22 protein-coding genes and 2 tRNA genes are annotated in these 23,640 nt (G+C 33.8%); 16 read left to right on the top strand and 8 right to left on the bottom strand.

The window, feature by feature from the left end:
* Positions 1-96: 96 nt before the first annotated feature.
* The 6 genes from gcvP to LUU93_RS09190 all read left to right on the top strand — a co-directional run bounded on the left by gcvP (position 97) and on the right by LUU93_RS09190 (position 7,609).
* Positions 97-2,946: an aminomethyl-transferring glycine dehydrogenase gene (gene gcvP, locus LUU93_RS09215; RefSeq protein ID WP_232680602.1), complete on the top strand. Its 2,850-nt coding sequence runs from the start codon at positions 97-99 to the stop codon at positions 2,944-2,946.
* Between the two features lie 332 nt (positions 2,947-3,278).
* A complete protein-coding gene (locus tag LUU93_RS09210) occupies positions 3,279-4,337 on the top strand; it encodes a 3-oxoacyl-ACP synthase III family protein (RefSeq protein WP_232680600.1) in 1,059 nt (352 codons plus the stop codon).
* A 221-nt stretch (positions 4,338-4,558) separates the two neighbouring features.
* Positions 4,559-5,086: a methyltransferase gene (locus tag LUU93_RS09205; protein WP_232680598.1), complete on the top strand. Its 528-nt coding sequence runs from the start codon at positions 4,559-4,561 to the stop codon at positions 5,084-5,086.
* Between the two features lie 86 nt (positions 5,087-5,172).
* Positions 5,173-6,021: a glycosyltransferase family 2 protein gene (locus tag LUU93_RS09200; protein ID WP_232680596.1), complete on the top strand. Its 849-nt coding sequence runs from the start codon at positions 5,173-5,175 to the stop codon at positions 6,019-6,021.
* A gap of 80 nt (positions 6,022-6,101) precedes the next feature.
* Complete coding sequence (locus LUU93_RS09195) at positions 6,102-6,848, top strand: MlaE family ABC transporter permease (protein ID WP_232680594.1); 747 nt, start codon at positions 6,102-6,104, stop codon at positions 6,846-6,848.
* The gene (locus LUU93_RS09190; protein ID WP_232680592.1) at positions 6,848-7,609 is read left to right on the top strand and encodes an ABC transporter ATP-binding protein; all 762 of its coding nucleotides are present in this window, start codon (positions 6,848-6,850) and stop codon (positions 7,607-7,609) included. The genes LUU93_RS09195 and LUU93_RS09190 overlap by 1 nt, the downstream gene beginning before the upstream one ends.
* A gap of 70 nt (positions 7,610-7,679) precedes the next feature.
* On the opposite strand, the gene LUU93_RS09185 is transcribed toward LUU93_RS09190, so the two are convergent.
* From LUU93_RS09185 to LUU93_RS09165, 5 genes are all read right to left on the bottom strand, one after another.
* Positions 7,680-8,213 carry a hypothetical protein gene (locus tag LUU93_RS09185; protein WP_232680590.1) on the bottom strand — a complete coding sequence of 178 codons (534 nt, stop codon included), beginning with the start codon at positions 8,211-8,213 and terminating at the stop codon, positions 7,680-7,682.
* Between the two features lie 7 nt (positions 8,214-8,220).
* Positions 8,221-8,826 (bottom strand): SprT-like domain-containing protein, encoded by a 606-nt coding sequence (locus tag LUU93_RS09180; RefSeq protein WP_232680588.1) that lies wholly within the window; start codon positions 8,824-8,826, stop codon positions 8,221-8,223.
* A 76-nt stretch (positions 8,827-8,902) separates the two neighbouring features.
* Positions 8,903-9,580: an SDR family NAD(P)-dependent oxidoreductase gene (locus tag LUU93_RS09175; RefSeq protein ID WP_232680586.1), complete on the bottom strand. Its 678-nt coding sequence runs from the start codon at positions 9,578-9,580 to the stop codon at positions 8,903-8,905.
* A gap of 35 nt (positions 9,581-9,615) precedes the next feature.
* Positions 9,616-10,587 carry a M20/M25/M40 family metallo-hydrolase gene (locus LUU93_RS09170; protein ID WP_232680584.1) on the bottom strand — a complete coding sequence of 324 codons (972 nt, stop codon included), beginning with the start codon at positions 10,585-10,587 and terminating at the stop codon, positions 9,616-9,618.
* Between the two features lie 144 nt (positions 10,588-10,731).
* On the bottom strand, positions 10,732-11,874 hold the full coding sequence (locus LUU93_RS09165) for an acyl-CoA dehydrogenase (protein ID WP_232680582.1): 1,143 nt from the start codon (positions 11,872-11,874) through the stop codon (positions 10,732-10,734).
* A gap of 478 nt (positions 11,875-12,352) precedes the next feature.
* Between LUU93_RS09165 and LUU93_RS09160 the strand changes: the two genes are divergently transcribed.
* From LUU93_RS09160 to LUU93_RS09150, 3 genes are all read left to right on the top strand, one after another.
* Positions 12,353-12,928, top strand: coding sequence for a chalcone isomerase family protein (locus tag LUU93_RS09160; protein ID WP_232680581.1), 576 nt, complete (start codon positions 12,353-12,355; stop codon positions 12,926-12,928).
* A gap of 142 nt (positions 12,929-13,070) precedes the next feature.
* Positions 13,071-14,297 (top strand): Glu/Leu/Phe/Val dehydrogenase dimerization domain-containing protein, encoded by a 1,227-nt coding sequence (locus LUU93_RS09155; protein WP_232680579.1) that lies wholly within the window; start codon positions 13,071-13,073, stop codon positions 14,295-14,297.
* Between the two features lie 317 nt (positions 14,298-14,614).
* Positions 14,615-15,520: an energy transducer TonB gene (locus LUU93_RS09150; RefSeq protein WP_232680577.1), complete on the top strand. Its 906-nt coding sequence runs from the start codon at positions 14,615-14,617 to the stop codon at positions 15,518-15,520.
* Positions 15,521-15,891: 371 nt separating this feature from the next.
* Here the strand turns inward: LUU93_RS09150 and LUU93_RS09145 are convergent, their stop codons facing one another.
* Both LUU93_RS09145 and LUU93_RS09140 read right to left on the bottom strand, forming a co-directional pair.
* A complete protein-coding gene (locus LUU93_RS09145; RefSeq protein ID WP_232680575.1) occupies positions 15,892-16,287 on the bottom strand; it encodes an ExbD/TolR family protein in 396 nt (131 codons plus the stop codon).
* 3 nt (positions 16,288-16,290) lie between these two features.
* A complete protein-coding gene (locus tag LUU93_RS09140) occupies positions 16,291-16,986 on the bottom strand; it encodes a MotA/TolQ/ExbB proton channel family protein (protein WP_232680573.1) in 696 nt (231 codons plus the stop codon).
* A 131-nt stretch (positions 16,987-17,117) separates the two neighbouring features.
* On the opposite strand from LUU93_RS09140, the gene LUU93_RS09135 reads away from it, so the two are divergent.
* The 6 genes from LUU93_RS09135 (at position 17,118) to LUU93_RS09110 (ending at position 21,470) form a co-directional block, all read left to right on the top strand.
* A complete protein-coding gene (locus tag LUU93_RS09135) occupies positions 17,118-18,341 on the top strand; it encodes a bifunctional folylpolyglutamate synthase/dihydrofolate synthase (RefSeq protein WP_232680571.1) in 1,224 nt (407 codons plus the stop codon).
* Between the two features lie 181 nt (positions 18,342-18,522).
* A tRNA-Val gene (locus LUU93_RS09130) sits at positions 18,523-18,597 on the top strand.
* A 61-nt stretch (positions 18,598-18,658) separates the two neighbouring features.
* Complete coding sequence (locus tag LUU93_RS09125; protein WP_232680569.1) at positions 18,659-18,910, top strand: GIY-YIG nuclease family protein; 252 nt, start codon at positions 18,659-18,661, stop codon at positions 18,908-18,910.
* A tRNA-Lys gene (locus LUU93_RS09120) sits at positions 18,905-18,978 on the top strand. The genes LUU93_RS09125 and LUU93_RS09120 overlap by 6 nt, the downstream gene beginning before the upstream one ends.
* Before the next feature lie 61 nt (positions 18,979-19,039).
* Positions 19,040-19,291, top strand: coding sequence for a GIY-YIG nuclease family protein (locus LUU93_RS09115; protein ID WP_232680567.1), 252 nt, complete (start codon positions 19,040-19,042; stop codon positions 19,289-19,291).
* 190 nt (positions 19,292-19,481) lie between these two features.
* Positions 19,482-21,470, top strand: a complete 1,989-nt coding sequence (locus LUU93_RS09110; RefSeq protein WP_232680565.1) for an AlbA family DNA-binding domain-containing protein — start codon at positions 19,482-19,484, stop codon at positions 21,468-21,470.
* A gap of 461 nt (positions 21,471-21,931) precedes the next feature.
* Here LUU93_RS09110 and LUU93_RS09105 read toward each other — a convergent pair whose 3' ends face one another.
* Complete coding sequence (locus LUU93_RS09105; RefSeq protein ID WP_232680563.1) at positions 21,932-22,822, bottom strand: winged helix-turn-helix domain-containing protein; 891 nt, start codon at positions 22,820-22,822, stop codon at positions 21,932-21,934.
* Between the two features lie 180 nt (positions 22,823-23,002).
* Between LUU93_RS09105 and LUU93_RS09100 the strand changes: the two genes are divergently transcribed.
* Entirely contained in the window at positions 23,003-23,530 is a 528-nt protein-coding gene (locus LUU93_RS09100; RefSeq protein WP_232680560.1) for a hypothetical protein, read from the top strand.
* The last annotated feature ends 110 nt before the right edge of the window (positions 23,531-23,640 follow it).

Below are 23,640 nucleotides of genomic sequence, written 5' to 3'. Positions count from 1 at the left end.
AACAACACATTTACTATAAATTGTAATAAACCTTGTGAAATCGTATAGAAACACTCGGCAAATTACTTTTGATCTTTAAAAAATAGACTGCTACAGATGAAAACAGATGCTTTTGCTTTAAGACACATTGGTCCAAGAGAAACAGATCTTCAACACATGTTACAAACCATTGGTGTTGACTCGATCGAACAACTTGTTTATGAAACCCTTCCGGACGATATTCGTTTAAAAGCTCCTTTGAATTTGGATCCTGCAATGACAGAATACGAATTCGCAAATCATATTCAGGAATTAGGAAAGAAAAATAAAGTATTCAAATCTTATATTGGTTTGGGTTATCATCCAACTATCGTTCCAGCCCCAATTCAAAGAAATATCTTCGAAAACCCGGGATGGTATACAGCTTACACGCCTTATCAGGCAGAAATTGCTCAAGGTCGTCTTGAAGCAATTTTAAATTTCCAGACTACAGTTATTGAATTGACAGGAATGGAAATTGCAAATGCTTCTTTACTTGATGAAGGAACTGCTGCTGCAGAAGCTATGGCTTTACTTTTTGATGTTCGTACACGCGACCAAAAGAAAAACAATACAAACAAATTCTTCGTTTCTGAAGAAATTTTACCACAAACTTTATCAGTACTGCAAACACGTTCAACTCCAATTGGAATTGAATTAGTTATTGGAAACCACGAAACTTTTGATTTTTCAACTGAGTTTTTCGGAGCTATTTTACAATATCCAGGAAAATATGGTCAGGTAAACGATTATAGTGCTTTTGTTGCTAAAGCAAAAGAAAATGAAATCAAAGTAGCCTTTGCTGCTGATATTTTATCACTTGCTGCTTTAACTTCTCCGGGAGAAATGGGAGCTGCAGTAGTTGTTGGAACTACACAACGTTTTGGTGTACCAATGGGTTACGGTGGTCCTCATGCTGCATATTTTGCAACTAAAGACGAATATAAACGCTCTATGCCTGGTCGTATCATTGGAGTTTCTATCGATACAAACGGAAACCGCGCTTTACGTATGGCTTTAGGAACTCGTGAACAGCACATTAAACGTGAAAAAGCAACTTCAAATATTTGTACCGCTCAGGTTTTATTAGCGGTTATGGCCGGAATGTATGCGGTTTACCACGGCCCAAAAGGGCTAAAATATATTGCAAACAAAGTTCACGCATCTGCAGTTACTGCTGCTGAAGCTTTAAATAAACTAGGAGTTTTCCAAACTAACACAGCTTACTTTGATACTATTTTAGTAAAAGCAGATGCTCAAAAAGTAAAAGCAATTGCTGAAAAAAATGAAGTAAACTTCTTTTATCCTGATGCCGATACAATTTCTATTTCGTTCAACGAAACGACTTCAATTGCAGACATCAACCAAATTATTGCCATTTTTGCTGAAGCTTTAGGAAAAGAAACTTTTACCGTTTCTGAATTAGCAACTGCAAGTCAATTACCGGCTTCATTAGAAAGAACGTCTTCTTTCTTAACGCATGATGTATTCAACAATCATCATTCAGAAAGTCAGTTAATGCGTTACATCAAAAAGTTAGAGCGCAAAGATTTATCGTTGAATCATTCGATGATTTCATTAGGTTCTTGTACGATGAAATTAAACGCGGCTTCAGAAATGTTACCGCTGTCAATGCCAAACTGGAACAGCATTCACCCTTTTGCACCAGTAGAGCAAGCGGAAGGTTATATCACAATGCTTAAAAAATTAGAGCAGCAATTAAATGTAATTACCGGATTTGCCGGAACTACATTACAGCCAAACTCAGGAGCTCAAGGAGAATATGCAGGTTTAATGGCTATTCGTGCTTACCATATGTCAAGAAACGAAGGCCACCGTAATGTATGTTTAATTCCATCATCGGCTCACGGAACAAATCCTGCTTCTGCAGCGATGGCCGGAATGAAAATCATTGTTACTAAAACTACTCCGGAAGGAAATATTGATGTAGAAGATTTAAGAGCAAAAGCTATTGAGCATAAAGATGATTTATCTTGCTTAATGGTAACGTATCCTTCGACTCACGGAGTTTATGAATCTTCAATTATTGAAATCACAAAATTAATCCACGAAAATGGCGGATTAGTATATATGGATGGTGCAAACATGAACGCACAAGTTGGATTAACAAATCCTGCTACAATTGGCGCTGACGTTTGTCACTTGAACTTACACAAAACATTTGCTATTCCTCACGGCGGCGGCGGACCTGGAGTTGGACCTATTTGTGTGAACGAAAAACTAGTTCCGTTCTTGCCAACAAACCCAATCTTAAAAGTAGGCGGAGAACAAGCAATTACTGCTATTTCATCTGCACCTTACGGATCTGCTTTAGTATGTTTAATTTCTTATGGTTACATCACAATGATGGGAGCTGAAGGATTAAAAAGCGCTACAGAGCACGCTATTTTGAATGCTAACTATATGAAATCTCGTTTCGAAGGACACTACCCAATTCTTTATACGGGAGAATGCGGAAGAGCAGCTCACGAAATGATTTTAGATTGTCGTTCATTTAAAGAAAACGGAATTGAAGTGGGTGATATCGCAAAACGTTTAATGGATTACGGTTTCCACGCTCCAACGGTTTCTTTCCCTGTAGCGGGAACTTTAATGATTGAACCAACTGAATCTGAAGATTTAGCAGAATTAGATCGTTTTTGTGATGCTCTTATCTCAATCAGAAAAGAAATCGAAGCGTCAACGGCTGATGACAAAAACAATGTATTGAAAAATGCACCGCACACATTGGCAATGTTAACTACAGATACTTGGGATTTCCCTTATACTAGAGAAAAAGCGGCTTACCCATTAGAGTATATTGCTGAAAATAAATTCTGGCCATCAGTTCGTCGTGTAGATGACGCATACGGTGACAGAAACTTAGTTTGCAGCTGTGCTCCTATTGAAGCTTACATGGAAAGCTAAAATTTAGTTTTCTTATAAATATTCAAACCCGACAGATTTTAAAAACCTGTCGGTTTTTTTTGTTTCAAGTTTCAGGTTTCAAGTTCCAAACTAACGTGAAACCTGAAACTTGAAACTTGAAACTTGAAACCTAAAACAAAAAAACTTTTCCCTCCACTTTCACTTCAATCGTTTGAAATCTCGGAAAAATTAAAAAATCATTAGAAAATAACCATTATATCATCCAAAAAATTGTTATTCCATAATTATATGCATGCATAGTATTTTTTATGATAGTTATCATATTTTTATTTATACTTTAGCATGAAATTTATTGGATAATTAAGGGAAAAATGAAAATAAAAATTATTGGTATTGGGAGTTATATTCCTAATTTAGAAATTAAAAATACAGATTTTGATAAGCATATTTTTTTAAATGAGGACGGAACTCCTTTTGGTTATCCGAATGAAGTTGTTATTAAAAAATTTAAAGGCATTACCGGAATTGAAAATCGTCGATACGCCGAACCACAATATACAGCATCAGATTTAGCCTTTTTTGCAGCCGAAAAAGCAATTGCAAATGCAAAAATTGATGCCGAAACTTTAGACTACATTATTTTTGCCCACAACTTTGGCGATGTAAAAACCGGAACGCATCAAACGGACATTTTACCAAGTTTAGCAACACGTGTTAAAAACAAACTAGGCATCAAGAATCCTAAATGTGTAGCTTACGACATTCTTTTTGGATGTCCGGGCTGGATTGAAGGTGTTTTACAAGCAAACGCTTTTATCAAATCCGGAATGGCAAAAAGAGTTATGGTAATTGGTGCTGAAACGCTTTCAAGAGTTGTTGACGATCACGATCGTGATTCGATGATTTATTCTGATGGAGCCGGAGTTTCTATCTTAGAAGCTTCAACTGACGAGTCTGGTCTTTTATCTTATGAAAGCGCCACTTATGCAAATGATGAAGCAAATTATCTGTACTTCGGAAAATCATACAATCCAGATTTAGACCCGGATATTAAATACATCAAAATGTATGGACGTAAAATCTACGAGTTTGCCTTAAGCAATGTTCCGTGCGCGATGAAAAGCTGTTTAGACCAAAGCGGAATCGCTATCGACGATGTAAAAAAAATCCTGATTCATCAGGCAAATGAAAAAATGGACGAAGCTATTATCGAACGTTTCTATAAATTATACGATAAAACGGCTCCTAAAGATATTATGCCAATGAGCATTCACGATCTAGGAAACAGCAGCGTTGCAACGGTTCCTACATTATATGATTTGATTCTTCAGGGAAAAATTGAAAACCACGAAATCAAGAAAGGCGACGTCATCATCTTTGCTTCAGTTGGAGCGGGAATGAACATTAATGCTTTTGTTTACCGATATTAATTTATAGTAATCAGTGTTCAGTTTTTAGTATTCAGCCGTATTTTACACAGAATTTAATCTCTGTCTAAAAAGGAGTAACTAATTACACTAAATAAAATCTGAACACTGCAAATCTAATAACTACACTGTTCACTAAAAACTGAACACTGAATACTTTTTTAGTATATTTGCGACCTAATTAAAATCAAGAACGAGAGCTTGTTTCGTTCCTCGCAATAACTATGTACGAAAAAACATTTCCGAATAAAAGATTCAAACTTACCTTAGAGTTTTTACAAAAGCACGTTAGCACATCAGAAACCATTTTTGATTTTGGTGTACCAAATCCGTTTTCTAAAATAATGGAAGAAAATGGTTATACTGTAAAAAATACAAAAGGCGAAGATTTAGACAACGACCAAAGGGCGCTGCAAACGGAAGAATATACTGTTTTTACGGCATTTGAAATTTTCGAACATTTGCTAAATCCATACACAATTTTACAAAACGTAAAATGTGACAAATTATTAATTTCGATTCCATTACGTCTATGGTTTTCACCGGCGTATCGTTCTAAAACTGATATGTGGGACAGACATTATCATGAATTTGAAGACTGGCAGTTAGACTGGCTTTTAGAAAAAACAGGCTGGAAAATAACAGACCGTCTGCAATTTACGCACCCGGTAAAAAAGTTCGGATTAAGACCCTTATTAAGATATTTCACTCCAAGATATTATCTTGTTGTTGCTGAAAAAGTTAAGAACTAAGATTGCAGATTAACGATTTTTGATTTTTGATTTTAGACCACTCCAAACAATCTAAAATCTAAAATCTAAAATCTAAAATTTTTCACATGAAGTACTATATCGTCATTCCCGCGCACAACGAGCAAGATTTAATTGGCCTGACTTTACAATCTCTGGTTACTCAAACTGTTCTGCCTGCTAAAGTTGTAGTCGTAAACGACAATTCGACAGATAAAACAGAAGAAGTTGTATTAAGTTTTGCAAAAGATAATCCATATATTTCTGTTGTCAATAAAACTTCAGATGCGATTCATTTACCGGGAAGCAAAGTAATTCAGGCTTTTCAAAAAGGTTTTGAAACACTGGATTCTGATTATGATATTATGGTAAAGATAGACGGCGATTTAATTTTTCCTCCTAATTATTTTGAAACTATAATTAAACATTTCGAATCTGATCCTAAAATCGGAATGGCTGGCGGATTTTGTTATATAGACAAAAACGGCGAATGGGTTCTTGAAAATCTAACAGATAAAGACCATATTCGCGGAGCTTTAAAAGCGTACCGCAAGGAAACTTTTCAGCAAATTGGCGGTTTAAAACCTGCAATGGGCTGGGATACTGTAGATGAATTGTTGTGTAAATATTATGATTGGAAAATTGTTACCGACGAATCTTTACATGTAAAACACTTAAAACCAACAGGTGCCAATTACAACAAAACAGCTCGTTATAAACAAGGCGAAGCTTTTTATACTTTAGGTTATGGTTTTTGGATCACAGCAATTGCTTCGGCAAAGCTGGCAATGATGAAGAAAAAACCTTTCCTTTTTTTAGATTATATAAAAGGGTTTTTAAAAGCAAAAAAAGCAAAAACTCCTTTATTAGTTACCCCTGAACAAGCTAAATTTATTAGAAATTATCGTTTACAAAAAATGAAGCAAAAGCTTTTCTAGTTTTTTAAAACTTAAAAAACTCTAAAGTGAAACGGTAAACTGTAAACTAATCCTTAATTTAGCCAATATTTGTAAAACTTATGATGCTAGTTCGTTATTTATCCCAAATAGGAAGATATTTTTTAATGCTTAAAGAAATTTTCAATAAACAGACTAAGTGGCCTGTTATGAGAAATCTAATTTTCAAAGAAATTGATGATTTAATTATTGACTCTCTTGGAATCGTTTGCTTTATATCTTTTTTTATTGGAGGAGTTGTTGCCATCCAAACGGCATTAAACTTAACTAATCCATTAATTCCAAAATATTTAATTGGTTTTGCTACACGTCAATCTGTAATACTGGAGTTTGCCCCTACCTTTATTTCGGTAATTATGGCCGGAAAAATGGGATCTTACATTACTTCAAGTATCGGGACAATGCGTGTTACAGAACAAATTGATGCTTTAGAAGTTATGGGTGTTAATTCATTAAATTATCTTGTTTTTCCAAAAATAATAGCTTTATTAATGTATCCTTTTGTAATTGGGATTAGTATGTTTTTGGGTATTTTTGGCGGATGGCTTGCTTGTGCATACGGCGGATTTTCGACTAGTCAGGACTTTATTCAAGGTGCTCAAATGGAGTTTATTCCTTTTCATATTACATATGCCTTCATTAAAACTTTAATTTTTGCAATGTTATTAGCTACAATTCCATCTTTTCATGGATATTACATGAAAGGCGGAGCGCTAGAAGTGGGTAAAGCAAGTACAGTATCCTTTGTATGGACATCTGTTTGTATTATTCTCTTTAATTATATATTAACTCAATTATTATTAGGATAATGATCGAAGTAAAAAACATAGAAAAATCATTTGGTGACAGTAAAGTTTTAAAAGGTGTTTCGACGGTTTTTGAAACTGGAAAAACAAACCTTATTATTGGACAAAGTGGATCTGGAAAAACCGTTCTATTAAAAACGCTGTTAGGAATTCATTCTCCAGATTCAGGAGCAATTGAATTTGACGGAAGGGTTTACTCTGAATTAGATCCGGACGAAAAAAGAGAATTAAGAACTGAAATTGGAATGGTTTTCCAAGGAAGTGCCTTATTTGACTCGATGACTGTTGAAGAAAACGTCGCTTTTCCTCTAAAGATGTTTACAAATGATAACAAAGCTAAAATTCAGGAACGCGTTGATTTTGTTTTAGAAAGGGTTAATCTTGTTGATGCACATAAAAAACTGCCTTCTGAAATTTCTGGTGGTATGCAAAAGCGTGTGGCGATTGCCCGTGCGATTGTAAACAATCCTAAATATTTGTTTTGTGATGAACCAAACTCTGGTTTAGATCCAAATACTTCAACTTTGATCGATAATTTGATTAAAGAAATTACAGAAGAATATAATATCACAACCGTAATTAATACGCACGATATGAACTCTGTAATGGAAATTGGCGAGAATATTGTTTTCTTAAAAAAGGGAATAAAAGCATGGCAGGGAACTAAAGAAGAAATATTTATAACCGACAATAAAGATATTGTCAAATTTGTTTACTCTTCAAACCTGTTTAAAAAAGTTCGTGAAGCTTATTTGAAAGGCTAAAACCTTTTAAATTTTCAATAAAAAATTCCAAATTCCAATTTTTACTAAGATTGGAATTTGGAATTTCTTTTTAGCATCTAGGCGAATAGATTTCAAATTTCAACTGTCCGGATTCTTCTAAAAACAATTTTAATTGATCTGAGTATTTTTGAGAATTCAATTTAATTATGGATTGTTTTTCTAAATGGTTTTCATTCAATAAAATAAAATCCTGAATTGCAAATTCGTAACTCACATCAGCTCCACCTGCACTTAGATATTCGTTTCGCTGAGATACCTTTTTATATAAAATAGAAAATATTTCATTCTTTTTTGGGTTTATCTTTTTTGAATAAAAATCAAAATTAAAAAAAGATAAAGTTCTATAAAGCTCATTATTATGAATTTTAAAACCGACTTTAGAAAAAGTAAGAGCAAATAAGGACATCCCTAAAACTGAGAAAATAAATAACATAATAAAAAAGACATAATTTAATTCTTCTATTTTATGATTAAAAAATGTTTGCCAGCCGATATAAGAAAAATACAAGAAAAAAGAAGTTGGAACTAAGAGTATTGCTTTTTGTTTAAATTCGAAATTATGGCTCAGTACTATTTTATTCATTATGTATTTAATTTTTTATTGGCAAAAGCTCCACTTCTGCATTTGGATTAAAAAGATAGGTCTTTCCTGAACTTATTTCGAGACATTCAAAACGTTTGGTTCTAACGGCTATTTTCTTGAATATTTTTCCGTTTTTAATTCTGAAAACACTTCCGTAGGGAATTTCAAAAACATAATTTTTATCATTGGTCAAATCATATTGTTTTAGTGCCAAAGATAAAGTGGTGTCTGTATCACTGCTTGCCGAAGGATTTTTGAAGTGTCGCGCCAATAAAGGCAGCAAATGACTCGGAAATATTTCCGGTCGTATAAACGGCACCATTAAACGCTGAAAAGAATATTTCCATTCATTTCCATGCGGTTTAATATTTCGCCCAAATTTCTCAAAAGCAACTAAATGAGAAATCTCATGAATAAGCGTAATCAAAAATCGGTACTTATTTAAACTCGCATTAACGGTAATTTCATGTTTACCGCTCAGTCCTCTCCTATAATCGCCATGACGCGTCTGACGCTCATTTACAATCTTCAGATGAACCTGATTGGCTACAATCAAATCAAAAACAGGCTTTACTGCATGTTCAGGAATGTATTTTGCTAATGTATCGCTCAAAATAATTATGAATTATAAAGTATGAGTTATGAGTTGTTTTTCAATTGGAATTTGGAATTTCAAAATTGGAATTCAATTACGGGTTGGTTGATGAAACTTCAAGTACTTTTCCATTAAAATATTTATTTCCGTTAAGAGTAAAATCATAAATATAAGCTGCCATTCCCTCTGCAGAAATTGGAGCCTGATAACCCGGGAAAGCTTCATTTAGCATTTCGGTTTGTACAGAACCCAAAGCTAAAACATTAAATGAAATACCTTTCTCTTTATATTCTTCCGCTAATAATTCGGTTAAAGTAATTACAGCGCCTTTACTTGAACTGTAAGCTGCTAATCCTGCAAATTTTAAACTTCCTCTTACGCCGCCCATCGAACTTATAGTTACAACATGACTTCCTTTTTGTAAATACGGCAGACAAACTCTGGTAAGATTCGCTACAGCAAAAACATTTACTTTATAAATACTTTCAAAATCAGCTTGTGTGGTTTCTGCAAAAGGTTTTAGCAGTAAAGCTCCAGCATTATGCACAATGGCATCGACTTTTTTCCAGGTTGAAGAAAGAAAACTTTCTACTTCCTGCAAAGCTGTTTCATTGGCTAAATCAATTGATAAGCAGGTTATGTTTTGATGTTCTAAAAGTATTTTTGGAATTTTTCTAGAAATCGCTAAAACCTGATTTCCGGCATTGGCAAACTGCAATGCTAATTCATATCCAATTCCTCTACTCGTTCCGGTAACAATAATATTTTTCATGCAGCAAAAATAAGTAAAACCAAAATAATGAGCTGTTATTTATTCATTACAATTTCTTCTGTTGGAGTTGTTGCTATTTTAGTTACTGCTGGTAAAAACTCCTGTATAAAAGCCGTCATGTGCGGAATATCCATTACTTTAAATTCGTCTGAAACGTGGTGATAAAAATCAAAATTTTCAAAATCAAAAGTACTTATCGATTGGCATGGTTTCCCAAAAGCTTCAAAAAACGAATAATTATCAGATCTGTAAAACAATTTATATTCGGCTTCTTTTGGTAAAAACCCAATTGTCTTTTTTCCGGTATATTCATTTATTTTTTCGGCCATATTCGATTTATCAAAACCTGTAATATAAGCCAGATAATCACGTTTCATAGGAACTCCAATCATTTCGATATTTAATTGTGTGTACAAATTAAAGTTCTTTGCTTTAAGTTTCGGAGCCATACTTTTTGATCCCAAAAGACCTTTTTCTTCTCCGGCAAAAAACACAAAAAGAATACTTCTTTTATTGGAGTGGGTTTTACTGAAATATTTTGCCAATTGCGCCACAGCTGTTACTCCCGAAGCATCATCATTGGCACCATTATAAATTTTATCCGGCTGTTGTTTTTTCTCAACTCCAATATGATCGTAGTGTGCGCTTAAAACTACATATTCATTTTTAAGAACCGGATCTGTTCCTTCAAGAACCCCAACAATATTAAAAGCCGGAGATTTAAAATTAGTCAAGGTATCTCGATAAGAAGCAAAATAAGGTTTTACATTATTCTTTTTAAAGAAATCTTCTAAAAAAACTGCTGCTTTTTCTATCCCTTTTGTTCCCGTTTCACGTCCTTCTAATTCATCTGAAGAAAGATATTTTAAAAAATCTGAAACATCAGATTCTTCCACTTTATATGTTATCTCTACTGATTCTGATTTAAGTTCTTTTTCACTTACAACTGTTGTACTTGTTTTACAGGCAATAAAAACAAACGGAAGAAGAAAGTATAGTTTTTTCATAAAAAGATATTTTAATAAATTGAAAATTAAGCCATTATTCTAAAACAATAAACTTTCTGAAAAGTAACGAAAAAATATGAAAAAACCCTTTCGAAGCTCAAAAAGCTGAAAGGGTTTTGTTTTTATTTTGAAAAGAATAAGGGTTTATCCGGCAATAACTGCTCTTGAAATAACGATTTTTTGAATCTCTGAAGTTCCTTCGTAAATCTGAGTAATTTTTGCATCACGCATTAAACGTTCTACATGGTATTCTTTAACATAACCATTTCCTCCGTGAATCTGCACAGCTTCAACTGCAGTATCCATTGCAACCTGCGAAGCAAATAATTTTGCCATTGCGCCGCTCACATCATAATTTTTGTGCTGGTCTTTATCCCAAGCCGCTTTCATACATAAATGACGTGCTGCTTCAATATTTACAGCCATATCTGCCAGTTTAAAAGCAATTGCCTGATGATTACAAATTTCAGTTCCAAAAGCTTTACGCTCTTTAGAATATTTTAAAGCCAGTTCATAAGCTCCAGAAGCAATTCCTAATGCTTGAGATGCAATACCAATTCTACCTCCGGCAAGCGTTTTCATAGCAAATTTAAATCCGAAACCATCTTCACCAATTCTGTTTTCTTTCGGGACTTTTACATCACTAAACATTAAAGAGTGCGTATCAGAACCGCGGATTCCCATTTTTTGCTCTTTTGGACCAATAGAAAAACCAGGCATATCTTTCGTCATAATCAAAGCATTGATTCCTTTATGTTTTAATTCAGGATGTGTTTGCGCAATTACTAAATATACAGAAGCTGTGTTTCCGTTTGTAATCCAGTTTTTGGTTCCGTTTACCAAATAATGGTCGCCCATATCAATCGCAGTTGTTTTTTGCGAAGTTGCATCACTTCCTGCCTCTGGTTCGCTTAAACAAAAAGCACCATGAATTTGACCTGAAGCCAGACCCGGTAAATATTTTTGCTTTTGTTCTTCAGTTCCATATTCCTGTAATCCCCAGCAAACCAAAGAATTATTTACAGACATTACTACAGAAGCCGAAGCATCAACTTTAGAAATTTCTTCCATAGCAATAACATACGAAATTGCATCAAGTCCGCTTCCGCCATATTTTGGATCAACCATCATTCCCATGAACCCAAGTTCACCCATTTTTTTAACCTGCTCGGTTGGAAAAATTTGTTTCTCATCGCGTTCAATAACTCCGGGTAATAATTCATTTTGAGCAAAATCTCTTGCAGCTTGCTGAATCATTAAATGTTCTTCGGTAAGATTAAAATCCATAGTTTTATTTTATTGTTTTTTCAAAACCAAATTTAGAATTCAGTTTTTGTGGTTTTTTATTTGTTTTTTTGAAAAGCCAATTATTTTTAAAAGGCTCCCAAAGATAATTTTTAAATGCGGATTTTACAATGCATGCATATAAATTTAATAGATCAGCAAGAATAACGATAACGTTTTCGTAATAATTTATAATTTGCAGCAAACAGGCTATAATTTTGCAGCATTTTTTCTAAAATCCAAGATTGAAAAATGTGATTTAAAAACTTCATAAAAGTAAAATTTAAGGCATTTCCTGCACAGAAAAGATTAAACAAATCATAAAGAGCGAAAATCTACGTAAAACTAGTACTACTAATTTGATTATTAAAGCAATAGAATAAAAAAAATCGAAAAACGCAGAAAAAAAACTTTCAAAAAAAGATGATTATATTAATAAATTAACATTATTTTTGCCCTAAAAATAAATAATTGACAGAGCATGAAAAAGATTTTACTAGTACTTACACTCCTTTTAACTTTACAATTTTCAGCAGTTTCTGCCCAGACTCATTTAGAGGTAAACGGCGTTACTGTTCCTAGAAAAATAGATTATCAAAACAAAACTTTACAGCTTAACGGCGCTGGCGGCAGATCAAAAATGTGGTTAGAAGTTTATGTACAGGCTTTGTATTTATCTCAATTAAGCCAGGATCCACAGTTTATTATTGACAGTGATACCGAAATGGCAATTCGAATTGAAATTACATCGTCTATGGTTTCAGCAAATAAATTAACTAAAGCGATGAATGTTGGTTTCGAAAAATCTGCAGGAAGCAACTTAGAACAATTACGCCCAAGAATCGAACAATTCAAAACGTATTTAAGCGATGCCATTACAGAAAAAGATGTATTCATTTTGGCATATAATCCGCTTGATCAAACTATCAATGTTTTTAAGAATGAAGTTTTGAAAGGAAAAGTTCAGGGATTTGATTTCAAAAAAGCATTATTCGGCATTTGGCTTTCTAATAAACCAGTTGACGAAACTTTGAAAAAACACTTATTAGGAATATAATCCTTAAAATTTTACATATTCAGAAAGCCGAAAACGGAATAGTTTTCGGCTTTTCTTTTTTGTTTAATAAATTTGACACAAAATACATTATTCGCATTATTCTATTTTATACATTTACACAAAATAAACATATCACAACAAAATGAAAGATTTATTACAACAATTTGAAAATAAAGCACCTGAAATTGTTTTTAACTGGAAAGATTCTGAAACAGAAGCTGAAGGATGGACTGTAATTAATTCGCTGCGCGGAGGAGCTGCCGGCGGAGGAACAAGAATGAGAAAAGGCTTAGACATGAACGAAGTTTTGTCGCTTGCCAAAACAATGGAAGTTAAATTTTCTGTTTCGGGTCCGGCAATTGGCGGCGCTAAATCTGGAATAAATTTTGACCCAAATGATCCCCGCAAAAAAGGAGTTTTACAGCGTTGGTACAAAGCGGTTTCTCCATTATTGAAAAGTTACTACGGAACTGGAGGAGATTTAAATGTTGATGAAATTCACGAAGTAATCCCAATGACTGAGGAATGTGGTGTCTGGCATCCGCAGGAAGGTGTTTTCAACGGACATTTTAAACCTACTGAAGCTGATAAAATTAATAGAATTGGTCAATTACGTCAGGGTGTAATTAAGGTTATCGAAAACCCAAAATTCTCACCAGACGTTACAAGAAAATATACTGTTGCTGATATGATTACAGGTTATGGCGTTGCCGAAGCGGTTCGTCATTTCTACGCAACTTACGGCGGAGACATTAAAGGTAAAAAAGCAATTGTACAAGGTTTTGGAAACGTAGGTTCTGCAGCTGCTTTTTATTTAGCTGAAATGGGCGCGAAAGTTATCGGAATTATTGATCGCGATGGCGGATTAATTAAAGAAGATGGTTTTTCTTTTGAAGAAATCAGAACGTTGTTTTTAAATAAAGACGGAAATAAATTAGTTGCCGATAATATGATTCCGTTTGAAGAAATCAATTCTAAAATCTGGACAATTGGTGCTGAAATTTTCACGCCTTGCGCTGCTTCAAGACTGGTTACTCAAAACCAAATCGACAGCTTAATCGCAAACGGATTAGAGGTTATTTCTTGCGGAGCGAATGTTCCTTTTGCTGATAAAGAAATCTTCTTTGGTTCTATTATGGAAGAAGTGGATCATAAAGTTAGTTTGATCCCTGATTTTATTTCAAACTGCGGAATGGCGAGAGTTTTTGCTTATTTCATGGAGAAAAAAGTTCAAATGACAGATGAAGCAATTTTTAACGATACTTCTGAAATTATAAAAAATGCAATTGTAAAAGCACACACTTTAAATTCATCAAAAACAAATATCAGTGCAACAGCATTCGAAATTGCATTGAAACAATTAGTGTAATCTTATCTTATACTTTATATATAAACGAGCCAGACTTCAGACTTCTATTTGGCTCGTTTTTTTGTTTTGCCACAGATTAAAATGATTAAAATGATTTTCAAAGCTTTGCCTTAAATGTTTAACGCAGATTTTATACAGATTTAAGCAGATTCGAGCAGATTTAAATTTTTATTTATTTGATTAAAAAATCAAAAGAAAAAATCTGCTTAAATCTGCCAAATCTGCGTGCAAAAAACATTGCCTCGTAAAATCTTCTAAACAATTTTTAGTACTTTTAAACGTTTTTATTTAATACAATTTCAAAATTCAGAATTACAATGAGTTTCACTATTTCTTCAGATAAAAAGAAATCATTACTACTCACAACTGCAATATATGCGGCAATCATTGTATTGCTGTTTTTTATACGTTTTTGGCCTCCATACAATCCGGAAAATAACGTTGCACTTGCAGATGGTGGCGGTGGCGGTGGCGGCGTAACGGTAAATTTTGGCGACAGTGATTTAGGTTCCGGAGCCAATTATAAAAGCGAGGTTCTGGAGGTGAAAAACGAAGTAAAACAAGCTCCTGCAAAAGCTGTTGAAGAAGAGGCTATTATTTCTCAGGAAAATTCAAAAGCCGATGAAACAGATGTTGTTATTCCTGTAAAAGAAAAACCTAAAAAACCTGTTCCGGTTGAAAAACCAATACAAAAACCTGTTCCAGAAAAACCAAAAGTTTCAAACTCTACAAACGATGCTTTGTCAAGCATTTTAAAAGGCTCGAAAAAAGGCGGCGACGGCGATGATAAAGCAGCAGGAAATAAAGGAAAACCCGGAGGAGATTTAAACTCTAAAGGTTATTACGGATCCGGAGGTTCTGGCGGAGGAACCGGAGGCGGTAACGGAACCGGAAATGGAATTGGTACAGGAAGCGGTTACGGAGCCGGAAGCGGCGGTGGTTCTGGCGGAGGAACGGGATATTCTCTAGGAACAAGAAAAGCACTTTCTAAACCCGCACCAAAATATACTTGTAACGAAGAAGGAAAAGTTGTTGTTGAAATTAGCGTAGATCAAAACGGAAAAACAATAAGTGCAACTCCGGGAATAAAAGGAACAACCAATACGGCAAAATGTTTATTAGACCAAGCTAGAATTGCGGCTATGAATACGAAATGGGAATCTGACAATGATGCTCCCTCTAAACAAGTTGGAAAAATTATTTATAATTTCAGTTTGAATTAAAACACTAATTACACGGATTTACACAAATCTGTTTTCATAAAAAAGGCTTTCTGATTATCTCAGAAAGTCTTTTTTATTGTCTTTATTCTAATTTACGATTAGCTTGTCATCCTGAGCGAAGTCGAAGGACACACAAAGTATTTCTGCAAAGGTAACCGCCAATCTTTGTCGAGCTTCTAGCGTGTCCTTCGACTTCGCTCAGGATGACAAATTGTTGCGTAAAATTTGTGTTGTTTTGCGTGAGGGATAGAAGCTGGCTACCGAAGTAGCGCTCCCGATAGCTATCGGGACGACCGGAATAAAAAAATGGGCGAATCAACGTTATGCTGATTTGCCCATTTTTTTATTGTGGTCACGCCCTAATGATTATTTTACTTCGGACTCGTTGCAATTACAAACTTCAAATTGTTCTTTACTCCTATCTGCAAAACATCAACTAAATCCTGAACCTGCAGGTTAAAAGGAATTCGAACTACGACAGTCTGGCTTTTATCTGCACCAATTTTATTCATTAAAGTGGTTTCCAGTTCTTCAAAAACAACTGGCTTTTTGTCGATATAAAAATGCTTGTCTTCTGTAACAGATAAACTTATTAACTGCTTGTTCGTTTTTTCATTTGATTTCGCTTTAGGAAGCGTCATCTTAATAACATTCGGATTTGCCAGTGTTGAAATAATAAGGAAAAACAACAGCAGGAAAAACATAATGTCACTTAAAGATGAAGTCGCAACTTCGGCGTGAAATCTTCTTTTTCTCTTAATAGACATATCTTATGATCTTTGAATTATGTTTACAAATTCTAATATCTGTTTCTGAATTTTTAAAGCAAAATCATCAATTTTTCCGTTCAGTAAGTGGTAGGCACTATAAGCAATAATTCCCACGATAAGTCCTGATCCTGAACTGATCATTTTTTCGTATAAACCTCCTGAGATATTTCCGATACTGATATTTTCTGTAACCGAAATACTGTAGAAAATTTTAATAACCCCAGAAATAGTTCCGATGAAACCAAGAGTTGGCGCAATACCGGCGATAAGTCCTAAATGGCCTAAACGTCTTTCCATTTCACCAATTTCAATATCGGCAGCGCGGTCCATATTTGATTCGATTTCAGCAATTGGTCTCCCAATAACCAAAACACCTTCTTTTAAAATATTTCCAACTGCTGTGTCATTTCTTTCAACAATTGTTCTGGCTAATTCAATGTTTCCGGCATTTAGTTTTTCTCCCACATCCTGCATTAATCTCGCATCTATTCTCGAAGCTTTTTTGATATATAAGTAACGTTCGAAAATTACATAAATCGTGTAAAACAATAAAAGTGCGATTGGTATTAGGAAGAAACCTCCTTTTAAGATAAATCCTAAAACAGAAATTTCGGTTTCCGGGTGAGCAATTTTTTCGATCACCACGTTTGAGGCGTTTGCGAGAGTATCAGCTTGTAATTGAATGTAGCTAAACATATTTTAATTCTGGTTTTTAATAATTAATTCTAAAAAATATTTCAATTTTGCAATAAAGATAATTTTCATTGTAATATTAAACTAAAAAAACTGGAAATTATTTCAATCAACAACTATTTTATCCAAATAAAATGAACTATCAGGAAACAACAAACTGGATGTTTAATCGATTACCTATGTATCAGCTTCAGGGTGCTTCGGCATACAAAGAAGACCTGACAAACATCAAGTTACTGGCAGAACATCTTGGTAATCCCGAAAAGAAATTACAAACGATTCACGTTGCGGGAACAAACGGAAAGGGTTCAACTTCGCACATGCTGGCTTCGGTTTTGCAGGAAGCTGGTTATAAAGTAGGTTTGTATACTTCGCCGCACTTAAAAGATTTCAGGGAAAGGATTAAAATAAACGGCCAGGAAATTTCAGAAGATTTTGTCTGCGAGTTCATTTCAAAACACAAAGATTTTTTTGAAGCCAATGATATGAGTTTCTTCGAAATGTCGGTTGGTTTGGCATTTGATTATTTTGCTTTTGAAAAAACAGATATCGCGATTATCGAAGTTGGTTTGGGCGGAAGACTGGACGCAACGAATATTATTACGCCTTTGGTTTCGGTTATTACCAATATTGGTTTAGATCACACGCAATTTTTAGGAAATACGCTTGAAGCTATTGCGGGCGAAAAAGCCGGAATTATTAAACCAAATGTTCCGGTTGTTATTGGCGAATATACTCAGGAAACTCAGCCTGTATTTTTGACTAAAGCCGAAAAGAATAAAGCGCCAATCTATTTTGCTTCTGATTTAATTTCAGAAATTTTCCCTTCTGACTTAATTGGAGATTATCAATTTCATAATAAAAAGACAGTTCAGCAGACTATTTCAATTCTTAACAATCAAACCGATTTTAAAGTTTCGACTGAACAATTAAAAGAAGGTTTATTGAATGTTGTAAAAAATACAGGTTTACAAGGAAGATGGCAGCAGTTGGGCGAAAACCCAAAAATTATCTGTGATACGGCTCACAACAAACACGGATTAGCCGTTGTGATGAATCAGCTTCAAAATGAAAAATATGAAAAACTGCATATTGTTTTAGGTGTCGTAAATGATAAAGATTTGGATTCTATTTTGCCACTTTTCCCTAAAGAAGCGCAATATTATTTCTGCAGTCCGAATTCGGCAAGAGGTTTACCAACTGAAACGCTGCAAAATGCCGCTGAGAAATTTAATTTAAATGGTGAAAAATATGATTCAGTTGAAAGCGCTTTCGCGAAAGCCAAACAAAACGCTTCAAAAAATGATTTTATTTACGTCGGCGGAAGCACTTTTGTCGTTGCCGAATTGCCTTTGTAACAATCAAAACTTAAATCTTAGAAAAAAGTCTAAAAAAACCGATTTAATAACAAATTCATAAACAGCTAGATATAGTTTATTTTTAAAAAAGTTTTATTTTTTATTCGATTTTCTTTGCAGAACTCAAAAACTAGCGTATATTTGCACTCGCAATCACAAACGATAGCAACCTAATAAAATAGGGCGATTAGCTCAGCTGGTTCAGAGCACCTCGTTTACACCGAGGGGGTCGGGGGTTCGAACCCCTCATCGCCCACAGAAATTCCAAAAACTCCAAAGTCATTTGATTTTGGAGTTTTTTGCTTTATATACATTTCATGAATTTTATTGTTTATATCTTATTTAGCGAAAGCAAGAATAAATTTTATATTGGATTTACTTCTAATTTAGAAGAAAGGCTTATTCGTCATAATCAAAAAAGCAAAGGTTTTACTGGAAATGTAAATGATTGGAGAGTTGTTTATACTGAAAATTACGAAGCAAAAGAACTTGCACATAAAAGAGAATTACAAATTAAATCTTGGAAAAGCAGAATTAAAATTCAGAAATTAATTAATAATAGAGATTAGCTCAGCTGGTTCAGAGCATTCCGATTTTTCATCGGAAGTGGTCGGGGGTTCGAACCCCTCATCGCCCACAGAAATTCCAAAAACTCCAAAGTCATTTGATTTTGGAGTTTTTTGCTTTATATACATTTCATGAATTTTATTGTTTATATCTTATTTAGCGAAAGCAAGAATAAATTTTATATTGGATTTACTTCTAATTTAGAAGAAAGGCTTGTTCTTCATAATCAAAAAAGCAAAGGTTTTACTGGAAATGTAAATGATTGGAGAGTTGTTTATACTGAAAATTACGAAACAAAAGAACTTGCACATAAAAGAGAATTACAAATTAAATCTTGGAAAAGCAGAATTAAAATTCAGAAATTAATTAATAATAGAGATTAGCTCAGCTGGTTCAGAGCATTCCGATTTTTCATCGGAAGTGGTCGGGGGTTCGAACCCCTCATCGCCCACCAAGAAACTCCTTAAGAAATTAAGGAGTTTTTTTTTATGGTTATTTTTTCTTACATCTTTTTGTATTAATTCATCTTGCCTTTGTCCAATTTTTGTATCTTGCAAATACCAAAAACAAAATATGACACCAGCATTATTCAACCAACTGATTAGTAAAGGCGAAAATGATTTCGTCGATTTTAAAGAAATTGGCTATTTTACAGATACCATAAGTTCTTCAAAAAAGGATAAAGATGCAGAATTTATAAAGGACCTTATTTCGTTTACAAATACTGTAAGAGACGAAAATGCTTTTATCATCATAGGAATTAATGATAATGGTCAAAAAATAGGTATTACAGAAAGTGATTACATAGATGGTGCAGTTCTTCAATCAAAAATAAAAGATAAAATTTCACCAATACCAAAATTTCTTACTTATCCTTTTATAGATGAAAATGGTTTAAAATTTCAAATTATTGAAATACCTATTGAAAAATATTCAAGTCCCTGTCAACCTACAGTTGCTATAGGTAACTCACTTGAAAAAAATGCAATATATATAAGAAGAAATACTAGTAATGAAAAAGCTTCATATGATGAAATCATTAGACTTAATGAATGGTTAAAAACCATACCTGTAAGAGCAAGTGCAAATTCGAGAGCTAATACAATTGCTAAAAACCAAGATCTGGATTTTCAGTTTGACGAGATTACAATCCAAAAGCTATTTGGAAATGAAGCAGCCGAAGACGAAAATGCAGAAAGATTAAAAGAATATTATTTCAAGAATGAAACTTTCAAAAAAGTTGCAGTCGATTTACCTCTTAGAATTTTAGTTGGTCACAAAGGAATTGGTAAATCAGCCCTGTTCAATGTGGCGATGTCCGAGGATAAGGAAAGCGGCAAACTACCAATAAAAATAAGACCTAATGATGTTTCACATATTGGAAAAGAGCTAACTGATTTTTCAGATATAATTAGAAATTGGAGAGAAGGTTTATTCACAGTTATATTAAAGAAAGCTTTTAGCTATTTTGAGATAAAAAAAACTATACAACGCAACTTTAATGACTTTGAAGGTAATTTTATTGAATTGCTTATAGAAGACTTACAAGAGGCAATCGAAGGAGGATTTGTTCCCGAAAAAAATATTTCTCTTTTGAATGTTTTTTTATCTAATCCATCAGTAAATGTTTATATTGACGATCTAGATCGTGGGTGGGAAGGTACTAAGTCAGATATTACCAAAATTTCTGCTTTACTAAACGCTGTTAGGGATATTATTAGTGAAGAAAACCAAAGATTACACTTTAAGATCTCATTAAGATCAGATGTATATTTTTTATATCGAACTTCCGATGAAAGCACTGATAAAACTCAAAGTTCAGTTATTTGGTATAAATGGACTTATCATGAAATTCTTGCTTTGTTAGTAAAGCGTGTAAGGACGTTTTTTAAAAAACCTATTGATGAAGGGCTTTTAAGGAGCTCACATCAAGCTGATCTTGCTCATGACTTAGACAGTATTATCGAACCTATATTCTCCGGTCAAGGTAAATGGGAAAGTCGTGAGACTTACAGAGTTCTTCTTTCTGTAATTAGAAAAAGACCTAGAGACTTAGTAAAACTTTTGACATTAGCTGCTAGAAATGCTGATAACAGAAAATCTCCAATAATTACTACTCAAGACTTAAAAGCCATATTTGACGAATATTCTCTTGATCGAATTCAAGATACTATTAATGAGTACAAATCAGAGTTACCCGCAATTGAAAGATTACTTTTTGGCATGAAACCAGATCGGATAACTGCAAAAACATCAGATAGTTTTTATTACACAACCCAAGGGCTTCTTTTAAAAATTAATAAAATTAGAGAACGTGGTGAATTTAGATTCGCAAATGGTAAAACCGCTGATGCAAAACAATTAGCAGCCTTTCTTTATAAAATTAATTTCATTACTGCCACAAAAATAAAAGAAGATGGATTTATTGAACGCAAGGATTTTGAAGAAAATCGCTATCTAGTACCTAAATTTGAAGATTTCGGTTACGACTGGGAAGTTCATATGGCTTTTAGGTGGGGGCTTCAACCAACTGACCAAGACAAAATTTATAATATTCTTTAGCAAAAAATTGTCCCATCGTCATTGAGCTGAATTCAGTTTAAAATTCTTAAACTTTAAAGTACAAAATCTACAATCCAAAAATACTTATCAGAAAAATTGTATTTTTGTTCAACGCTCCCAATAAATAGTTGTAACCTACATTTTAAATTATGTTTTTTACAGTTCCGTTTATTATACTTAATTATTATCTTTGAATTATGAGTACACTATCAAGACCAAAACACATTGGAAGAGACATAAGCTGAAAAATACAAAGTTGAATATCTCGAAAAAATATTAATAAGGAAAATAACCTTTTACAAAACATCTAAAGAGGCTGTCTCAAAAGTCGAGACAACCTCTTTTTTATTCGGATACCTATCGGAGAAATTTTCCGTTTACGCGATTCTCAACAGCTTGATTTTACTTTTGAGACAGCCTCATTTTATATCTATCAAAATTCTTAAAATGAGTTCCTGTACCTAAGAAGTAATATTAAGCTTATATCCTTTACCGCGTATAACAACAATTTGGACATTCGGATCATATTCCAGTTTTTTTCTGAGTTTTGATATGAACATATCCAGACTACGGCCCACAATAACACCTTCATCTTCCCATATCTCTTTTTGGAGTCGGCTTCTTTCTATGGTTTCGTTAGGAGACAATGCAAAAATGAGCAATAAACGGGTTTCCGTTCCCGTGAGGTCTAATGTCTTTTCATTTATGAGCAGCTTACGGTTCTTCGCATCAAACACCACCGAGCCTAAAGTGAACAAACTAGTAGAATCATTAAGTAAAGTTACTTTCGGCTTAGCAGATCTAAAAAAAACAAATCCAACAAACGCTAAAAATGACAGACCGCCTACCAAAAAATATTTATTCTTTGTTGTATAAATACCCAATGGTTTAAATTTGATGTTAATCATGTAACATGCTTTGGGCTGCTTTCTTCCTTTACATGGCACAATATCATCTTTCTTATTTTCTGATATAGCATATCCATAAGCTACATTGGTATTTTCACAGTTCACTACGTTAACAACGTAATCATGTGCGAGTGGATCTTGGGCTAACAAACGCTGCGTAATATTCACCAAAGAGTCCGTTTGAAAAGCAAACTCATTCTCAAACCTGATCTGGTATTCATTTTCAGCGATCTTTTTTACGGGAAGAACCCTTGATGTTTTATCTCCCGACTGTAAAAGTAGTTCATGTCCGATTCTGCGGAGCAAAATTTCCCTTCTTGCAATAGCAAAGTCGTCACTATCTTCCAAACTGAAAGCTGTGCCGATTGCAGATATAAACAAAAGCATTATCAATCCAAAGATATATTTGCCTTTTTCGGATAGGAGATTTCGACTATGATGCATAGTGTCAAGTTTTTTATTTACAAAGTTTACATTTTTATTTACAATCTAAGTTACTCAGACTGAAATATATCAAAGTAATTTTGCTACAACAGCTTTAAAGATTGTGAAAAATAAAAGAATCCCTTACATGAACGAGATTTATCAGGAGATAGATCTATTTTAATTAAACCTATAAAAAATATGAAAAAAAACATTTATGCGCTGATCTTACCGCTGGTTGTGGTAAGTGGACTAGTTTTTACAAATTGTGAAATTAAAAATGAAACTTCTAAAAAACCAATCCCAAAAACACTTTCCATTGCTGAAAGGAAAGCCAAATTGAAAAAATGGGAAGCAACCCCTGATGGTGTAAAATTCAAAAACTGGGAAATGTCTCCCCGAGGTAAAAAAGTGCTTGCCGGCGCTGCTAAAATAAGCAAGAATACCACTATGGAGGCTGTTGTAACTTCTCTTTCTCTTCCACCAGGATCACTATTAGGTTTCGGAGTGATGGCCAGGATTGATGGTGAAGATTATATTCTTAGATTTGAGCCGGAAAAGTCCCAACTTCAGCAATTGTACAGTCTGAAAGTTAACGACACAATAATTTTAAAAAGCCATGGCGTATCATACGCGCCCAAGTATTCGTATCCAATAATATCAGGCAGCTACGTAGAACGAGATAATAAAGTACTTTATAAACGTTTCCCTCGCAAAGGCGGCTGTTAAGTAATAAATTAGAGATACATTCACGTATATAGCTTATGAACAACAAGTAAATAATTTTAATTATTGCTCCTTTTTCTTCGGCTGCCGTGGATATGTAAAAGAGGAACGAG

The sequence above is a fragment of the Flavobacterium soyae genome (genome assembly GCF_021245985.1).
In the GTDB taxonomy this organism is placed as follows: Bacteria; Bacteroidota; Bacteroidia; order Flavobacteriales; family Flavobacteriaceae; genus Flavobacterium; species Flavobacterium soyae.
This window is presented reverse-complemented; position numbering and strand designations above follow the sequence as displayed.